General features: G+C 35.5%; 8 protein-coding genes and 1 pseudogene. 6 read left to right on the forward strand and 3 right to left on the reverse strand.

All coding sequences use genetic code 11. The features are described from left to right. The 3 genes and pseudogenes from P8H68_RS02630 to P8H68_RS02640 all read left to right on the forward strand — a co-directional run. Positions 1–195, forward strand: a pseudogene (locus P8H68_RS02630) (efflux transporter periplasmic adaptor subunit); the annotation flags it as partial. A 2-nt stretch (positions 196–197) separates the two neighbouring features. Then, positions 198–1,511 (forward strand): TolC family protein, encoded by a 1,314-nt coding sequence (locus P8H68_RS02635; RefSeq protein WP_366144921.1) that lies wholly within the window; start codon positions 198–200, stop codon positions 1,509–1,511. A gap of 5 nt (positions 1,512–1,516) precedes the next feature. Continuing rightward, positions 1,517–1,864: a DUF1801 domain-containing protein gene (locus P8H68_RS02640; RefSeq protein WP_300321248.1), complete on the forward strand. Its 348-nt coding sequence runs from the start codon at positions 1,517–1,519 to the stop codon at positions 1,862–1,864. A 29-nt stretch (positions 1,865–1,893) separates the two neighbouring features. Here the strand turns inward: P8H68_RS02640 and P8H68_RS02645 are convergent, their stop codons facing one another. The 3 genes from P8H68_RS02645 to P8H68_RS02655 are packed head-to-tail and all read right to left on the reverse strand — an operon-like array spanning position 1,894 to position 5,025. After that, positions 1,894–2,688 carry a DUF1080 domain-containing protein gene (locus P8H68_RS02645; RefSeq protein WP_300321250.1) on the reverse strand — a complete coding sequence of 265 codons (795 nt, stop codon included), beginning with the start codon at positions 2,686–2,688 and terminating at the stop codon, positions 1,894–1,896. Between the two features lie 5 nt (positions 2,689–2,693). Beyond that, the gene (locus tag P8H68_RS02650; protein ID WP_300321252.1) at positions 2,694–3,317 is read right to left on the reverse strand and encodes a gluconate 2-dehydrogenase subunit 3 family protein; all 624 of its coding nucleotides are present in this window, start codon (positions 3,315–3,317) and stop codon (positions 2,694–2,696) included. Positions 3,318–3,321: 4 nt separating this feature from the next. Then, positions 3,322–5,025, reverse strand: coding sequence for a GMC family oxidoreductase (locus tag P8H68_RS02655; protein ID WP_300321254.1), 1,704 nt, complete (start codon positions 5,023–5,025; stop codon positions 3,322–3,324). A gap of 56 nt (positions 5,026–5,081) precedes the next feature. Here P8H68_RS02655 and P8H68_RS02660 point away from each other — a divergent pair, with 56 nt between their 5' ends. The 3 genes from P8H68_RS02660 to P8H68_RS02670 form a co-directional block, all read left to right on the forward strand. Continuing rightward, positions 5,082–6,191 carry an AraC family transcriptional regulator gene (locus P8H68_RS02660; protein WP_300321257.1) on the forward strand — a complete coding sequence of 370 codons (1,110 nt, stop codon included), beginning with the start codon at positions 5,082–5,084 and terminating at the stop codon, positions 6,189–6,191. 72 nt (positions 6,192–6,263) lie between these two features. Then, complete coding sequence (locus P8H68_RS02665) at positions 6,264–7,184, forward strand: TIM barrel protein (RefSeq protein WP_300321259.1); 921 nt, start codon at positions 6,264–6,266, stop codon at positions 7,182–7,184. 18 nt (positions 7,185–7,202) lie between these two features. Then, positions 7,203–7,915, forward strand: a 713-nt coding sequence (locus P8H68_RS02670) for an MFS transporter (RefSeq protein ID WP_300321260.1), incomplete at its 3' end; no start/stop codon positions are given.

Here is a 7,915-nt window from a genome sequence, read left to right on the forward strand (position 1 = left end):
TTGCTTCAATACGATAGAAAAACTGAAAAACCTTATGTAGAAGTAGAGACCGAACCTCAAACCTTTGAAAAAAGAGATGTAGAATTAGGTATCTCAGACGGTATCAATGTTGAAATCATATCTGGTATCGAAGAGTCTGACAATATCAAAGTTTGGAACAAAGCAACAAAAGAAGATAACGACAAGAAAAATTAATTATGAAAAAACTCGTATTCATAGGGCTTTTACTTTGTTGTTTTTCAACCTTTGCCCAAAAAACCTGGTCCTTAAGCGACTGTATATTGTACTCTTTAGAAAATAACATCTCTATCCAACAGTCCGAACTAGATTTGGAAACAGCTGAAATTTCAAAAAGAGGAGCCATTGGAAATTTCCTTCCTAATTTAACTTCTAGTATTGGGCATTCTTGGAATACAGGTTTGAATCCAGACCCGACAACCAATTTAAATGTTACGGCGACAACCCAAAACTCAAGTCTAGGGATCAACTCAAATGTTATGTTATATGACGGACTTAGGAACATTAGACAATTGCACAAAGCCAATCTTGGAATACTAGCCAATCAGTATCAATTAGATGACATGAAGGATAATATTTCTTTAAACATCATCAACGCATACCTACAAGTCGCCTTCAACAAAGAATCCTTAAAAACTGTTAAAAGGCAATTTGAAATCAACGAAGCTGAATACGACAGAAGTAAAGAATTGGCAGAAGCTGGAACCATCCCTAAAGGTGACTTGCTAGAATTTGAATCCAACCTTGCTACACAAAGTCAGCAAATAATCAACTCTGAAAACCAAGTTCGAATTTCACAAATAAATCTAGCAAATATACTTTCTATTGTAGATTACAAATCATTTAGAATTACAGATTCTATTGAAATAGCTTCTACAACAATTCTTGAAAAAACTCCTTTTGAAATATATCTTAAGGCACTAGAAACAAGAAACGACATTAAGAATGCTGAAGTTACTGTAGATATAAGCGAGGACAACTTGAAACTTTCTAAAGGTATTTACCACCCCACTCTTTCAGCTGGATATTCTTTTAATACAAGTTACTTTCAATCTGAATTATATACACCTCCTAGCTTTGACCAACAAATATCGGACAGAGCAAACCATTCTTTCGGATTGAGATTGAATATTCCAATATTCAACAGACTAGATAACTCTAACGGTGTAAGACGTTCAAAAATAAATCTTGAAAAAAGCAAACTGGCTTTAGAACAAGCTAAAATAGATTTAAAAAGTAAAGTCAACCAAAGCTACAATGATGTCCTTTCCGCCTATGCCGTTTTTGAAGCTTCCGAAAAAACCTTGGCAGCGAGAAAAGAATCCTTTCGTTATTCTCAAGAAAAATTTGACTTAGGTCTGATGAATTCCTTTGATTATAGCTTGGCTAGATTACGTTTTGAAAATGCAGAAAATGATGTCATAAGATCTAAATATGATTACTTTTTTAAAGCCAAAGTATTGGAGTTTTATTTTGGGATACCATTATATTAATCACCATGAAAGAAAAAATTGAAGACTACTACCTCAAGCAAATTGAACCTAATAGAAGTGTTCTTTTTGCCCTGCGAGATATTATTTTAAATTATCATGAATTTATTTCCGAAGAATGGAAGTATGGTCTTCCCTCTTATTATTATAATAAGAAACCTTTTTGCTATATATGGAAGGATAAAAAAACCAGCGAACCCTATATTGGTATCGCCAGAGGTTTTCAAATGGAACACCCTAGTTTGATTCAAGGGGACAGAACAAGAATAAAAATTTTTCCTATACCTACAAACCAAGACATTGATATCAACACCATTTATCAAATCTTTGACGAAGCTTCAAAGCTATACAAATAGATCCACTAAACTATAAGTAGACCTATGTGTTACAATTCCATTATTTCAATATTTCTAAATTCACAAGGATGACTTTCACTCTGTAAAGAAATAAAACCCTTACTCAAAGGCTTCCCTTCTTTACTTTGCCACAACTCTTTGTTAGCATCTACCTTGCCTCCTACCTCAAAATTAGCATACTCTAAAACCAGCTCATTGTTAATATAATGCTTGATTATGGAATCATTCCTAACCTCCACTTCTACTTTAACCCATTGATCTCCATCATATGTTTTAGAATTTGAATCTACACAATGTTTTTTTATTAATTCTCCATCAATAACAACATGCGTCCCTGGAGTACAAACATTTCCTGTGGTACGTTCACCATCACCCAGTCCTCCGAGTAATTGAACTTCCAAAGAAACCGGAAACTTTTGATCTATTCCCATTTGACGAGGATTTTCACAATGAACCATTATTCCACTATTCCTTTTCGCCCAATTTCCTCCACCTGCTAATTGCTCTCCAGTGAATCGATACTCCATCCTAAATTTATAATCAGAATACTCTTTATCATAAAATATATGTCCGAAACTATCATTGAAATTATCATAAGCATCATAGTCCACAGATAAAACACCATTTTGTACTTGAAAAGTATTTTTATAATTTTCGCCAAGGGGTTGCCTGGTTATTTTCACAACCCACCCTTTTAAAGAATTCTCATCTAATAAGGACACCCATTCATTTTTATTCTGAATTTCTTCAGTTTTTTTCCTAACACTCTTACAGGCAATCAAAAACAATCCAGAAATCAATGCTACTATTATTATCTTTTTCATGATCATTATATTGACCAGGCGTTACCAACTTCTTCCACCGGGATACATCCATTATACTGCCCCGGAATAGGATCATAACTCAAGACTTCTTCTCCCACCTTTTCTGAAGTACAATACCCAAATATTGCATAATAACGAACCGACAATAAAAATTTATAAACATTATAAGATTCCATCTTTTCTCTTGAAACCTTATGCATAGGTGTTTTTTGAAACCACAATACATGTTTTGTTTCTTCTTCTGACAACTCAAAATACTCCGTTAACAATGCTTCAAATTCTTTCTTTTTCCCATTCAAAACAGACACACCAAACTTCTCTTGAAATTTATCAGCAAAAATTGCAGCTCCGTTTCTAAATAGTTTTTGGTTGGTTTCCGTTTCAATATCCTTATACATCAAATCCAAAAACTGAGGCACATTAACATCCAATGCTCCAACAACATCTGAAGTTGGAATGATAATATCCACTAATTCTGTTACTGATTTTTGTTCTTCTTTAGTTAAAAATTGAGTCTTCCATAAAACCGTTTGCTCGGTACAGGAACTTAAAATACTCATTATGGTAGGTGTGGCCACAGCATACCCCAAACTCATAGTTAAATTTTTCAGTGCACTTCTTCTATCCATAACTCTATGATTTTTTATTCTTTTTAAACTCTTTAATTGCATGATCTGCTGCTCTTGCGGTCAAAGCCATATAGGTCAATGAAGGATTCTGACACGCCGATGATGTCATACATGCTCCATCAGTTACATATACATTCTTTACAGCATGAACTTGATTAAATTTGTTTAAAACAGATGTTTTCGGGTCTCTTCCCATTCTTGCTGTTCCCATTTCATGAATACCTTTCCCTGGAATTGCTTCCTTATCAAAGCCCCATACATTTTTATACCCAGCCTGCTTTAAAATTTCAACTGCTTGATTTTTCATGTCCTCACGCATTTTCATTTCATTTTCTTTGTACTCAACGTCAAAATCAATTGTCGGCAAACCCCACTCATCTAATGTATCATAATTCAAAGAAATTTTATTTTCATGATATGGCAAACACTCTCCAAAAGCTCCCATTCCAACACTCCAGGTACCGGGCTTTAGAATTTTATCTTTTAAATCTTTTCCAAAACTCAATTCAGAGACTGCCTGTTTCCAATTCCCTCGACTCGCACCTCCTTGATAACCAAATCCACGTAAATATTCTTTTTTCTCCGATGCATCCTTCAGATTTTGGAAACGCGGAATATAAAAACCATTTGGCCTTCTTCCTTTATAATAGGAATCATCAAAGCCTTCTACCAATGCAGAAGCTCCCACTTGGTAATGATGATCCATTACATTGTGTCCCAATTCTCCACTATCATTCCCTAAACCGTTTGGAAAACGTTTAGATTTTGATTGCAACATAATTCCAGCAGAAGCTATTGCAGATGCACAATTAAATATCACCTCGGCCTCAAAGAATAATTTTTCTTTTGTCAATGTATCTATTACCCTGACACCAGAAGCTTTCTTTGTGCTCTCATCATATACAATTTCATAAGCGATAGAATTGGGTCTTAAGGTCATATTTCCAGTTCTTTCAGCAGCTGGTATCGTCGAAGAGTTACTACTAAAATATCCACCAAAAGGACAACCTCTATCACATCTATTTCTATACTGACAGTTTGACCTTCCTTCATGCATTGCATTCCCTGTTAAGTGGGCAACCCTACCAATAGTCAAAAGTCTATCATCAAAAGAATCTGATATTTTCTTTTGTAAATCTTTCTCTACACAATTCAACTCCATTGGTGGTGAAAATTTCCCATCTGGCAACTGGTCTAATCCCAAGTTTTGACCTGAGACTCCGATATAAGTCTCAACTTTATCATACCAAGGAGCAATATCTTTGTAACGAATTGGCCAATCTACTCCATGACCATCCTTTTTATTTGCTTCAAAATCCATTTCGCTCCAACGGTATGTTTGCTTCCCCCACATAATGGAACGACCTCCTACATGATACCCACGAATCCAATCAAATTTTTTCTTTTCATTGTAGGGATGTTTCACATCATCTACAAACCAATGTTTCCGAACTGGACTTGTTGCATAACCTCCCCACAACCTTCCTTGCTTGAACTGATTCTTAGCATCCTCTTTCGTTCGTTTTTCTCGATGTTTATCATCCCACACATCGTCATGCATCGTTGGATAATCTTGTATATGTTTCACCATTCTACCTCGTTCCAAAACCAAGGTTTTTAAGCCTCCTTCACATAATTCTTTTGCAGCCCAACCACCAGATATTCCGGTACCTATAACGATGGCATCATATTTAATTTTCTCACTCATGAATAGCATTAGTTTAAGTTTATTTTTCTATCGATTAGATCTAAAAGATACAGTACATGACAAAAAATAAATGTATTTGCCAACTCTATTGGTCTAAATTAACTATTTTGCACGGTACTAATGTTCAAATTACTTCAGTGACTAATTACAAACAAAAAATTCAGCCTTACGAAGCAGACGGTATTGTTTATCATGCAGACACCTGCTTACCCCTAACAGATGCATTCAATCGCAAAAAACTCAAGTTCAAAGCTCTTGCAAGACATTCGTATCCCGGAGATCGTTTAGACAACAATACTCTTGGACTAAACAGCATTGGTTATTGGGATGCCAACAAACCACAAGATTGGGGATTGGACTGGCACAGAAACGAAGGAATAGAAATTCATTTTTTGGAATCAGGCTCCATGCCTTATGCTCAAGAAGGCAAAGAAACAATACTCACCCCAGACCATCTTACCATAACAAGACCTTGGGAAGCTCACAAAGTAGGAAACCCAAATGTCGGAATGGGTAAATTTTATTGGGTGATTATCGACCTGGGAGTAAGGAGACCTCATCAAGAGTGGGAATGGCCTGAATGGATCAGCATGACTCCTGATGACTTAGCACGACTCACACAAATTCTGCGTCAAAATGAAAAATCAATTTGGAAGACTGACCAACGAGTAAGAAGCTGTTTTTCAAGAATAAACAATGCTATAAACACTGACAAAAACGGCAGCAACGCCTCTAGAATAAGACTACTGATAAACTACCTTTTGATTCTTTTACTAGACCTACTAGACACAGGAGACGTTGTTCTTAACGAAACCCTTACTGACAGCTCAAGATCAGTAAGCTTGTTTTTAAGCGAACTAGAAAACAACCTTTCAGAGGAATGGACCATAGAAAAAATGGCAAAATCTGCAGGTGTCGGACTTACTCGTTTTACACACCACTGTAAGCAACTTACCAACCTAACTCCCATGCGCTATTTAACCATCAGGAGGTTAGAATATTCTAAAACAATACTACTTGAAAAACCAAATTTAACGATCGCAGAGGCTGCCTACACCTGTGGATTTACAACGAGCCAATATTTTTCAACCGTTTTTAAAAAATACGAAAAATGCTCACCAAACGAATTCAAACTAAGAGAAATCATCAACCAAACAAATGTTTAAATTCTTTCACTGACTAATTACAAACACAAAAAACATTTCTATTTCCTAGTTTTGTTTAACCACTTAAAAGACATGAAAAGAAGAGATTTTATCATTAAAACAACACAGGCAAGTGCAGCCTTATCCTTACTAGGAGCACATACTGCTTGTACTGCCAAGAAAAATGAACTATTTTTTCAAATATCCTTAGCCCAATGGTCACTGCATAAGTCTTTATTTGCTAAAAAAATTGACCATTTAGATTTTGCAGCAATCGCTAATAAAACAGGATGCACTGGCTTGGAATATGTCAATAGTTTCTTTTTTGACAAAGCCAAAAACATAGCATACCTGAATGAAATGAATTCAAGAGCAAAAGCAGAAGGCATTGAGAATGTTTTGATAATGATTGACAGAGAAGGAGCTATTGCCGATAGTGATAAAAAGAAAAGAATACAGACTATTGAAAACCACTACAAATGGGTGGATGCAGCTCATCATCTTGGATGTCATGCTATCCGAGTAAACTTAAGTGGTGATGGAACTCCTGAAGAAGTAGCTAATGCAGGAATAGAATCTTTAAACACACTTTCTGAATATGCAGCTCAGGCGAACATAAATGTACTCGTAGAAAATCATGGTGGCTTATCTTCTAATGGTGACTGGATGCAATCTGTATTTTCTCATATAAAAAATGAAAACTGTGGAACCTTACCTGATTTCGGAAATTTTTGTATTCATAAAAATAAACAAAAAGAGTGTATTGAAGAATATGACCGGTACAAAGGCATGGAACAACTACTACCGTTTGCAAAAGCCGTAAGTGCTAAGTCTAACACTTTTCTAGAGAATGGAGATGAAAAAAATATTGATTATTACAAAATCATGAAAATGGTTAAAAAATCAGGATACAAAGGATTTATTGGTGTTGAATACGAAGGAAGTCAGCATGAAGAAATCGAAGGAATTGAACTCACAAAAAACTTACTAATAAAAGCTGGAAAACTGGCATAAAACTAAACTTAACAAACCATGGAAATTATCAATAAAAACAGATTATTCTTAGCAAGTTGTCTCGCTTTGATCACTACCGCAATGACTTTCGCTATTAGAGCACGTCTTGAAACGGTATTCGGTCCGGAAGGTGTCGGTCTTACGCTAGAGCAAATAGGATACGCTTTTACACCTGCCTTTTGGGGATTCACCCTAGCGATGATTATTGGTGGTCCTTTGGTTGATACTCTTGGTATCAAAAAGATTACTTGGATTGCTTTTGTAACGCATGCCATAGGAATTGTATGGACTTTGTTAGCAACTTCAATGACTTCTCTATTTATAGCAACTCTATTTGTGGGAATCGGAAACGGAATGGTAGAAGCAGCATTGAACCCAATGATTGCGTCAATGTATTCTGAAAACAAAACGAAAATGCTAAATAGATTTCATGTTTGGTTTCCTGGAGGTATCGTAATTGGCTCTCTTGCTGGTTATATAATTATGGACGTTATGGGACTAGGTTGGCAAGCAATGGTTTCAGTATTGTTTATCCCTGTAATGATTTATGGAGTTTTATTTTACGGACAGAAGTTTCCTTTAACAGAAAGAGTTCAACTAGGAATCAGTAAAGAAAAAATGGTTTCTAGTTTAGGAAAACCTTTATTCTTATTCATGGTGTTTTGTATGTTTTTAACGGCAGCATCAGAATTAGGAACCACTCAAAGAATTGAATCTTTATTAAAAACATC

It is taken from the genome of Flavicella sp., assembly GCF_029238425.1.
In the GTDB taxonomy this organism is placed as follows: Bacteria; Bacteroidota; Bacteroidia; order Flavobacteriales; family Flavobacteriaceae; genus Flavicella.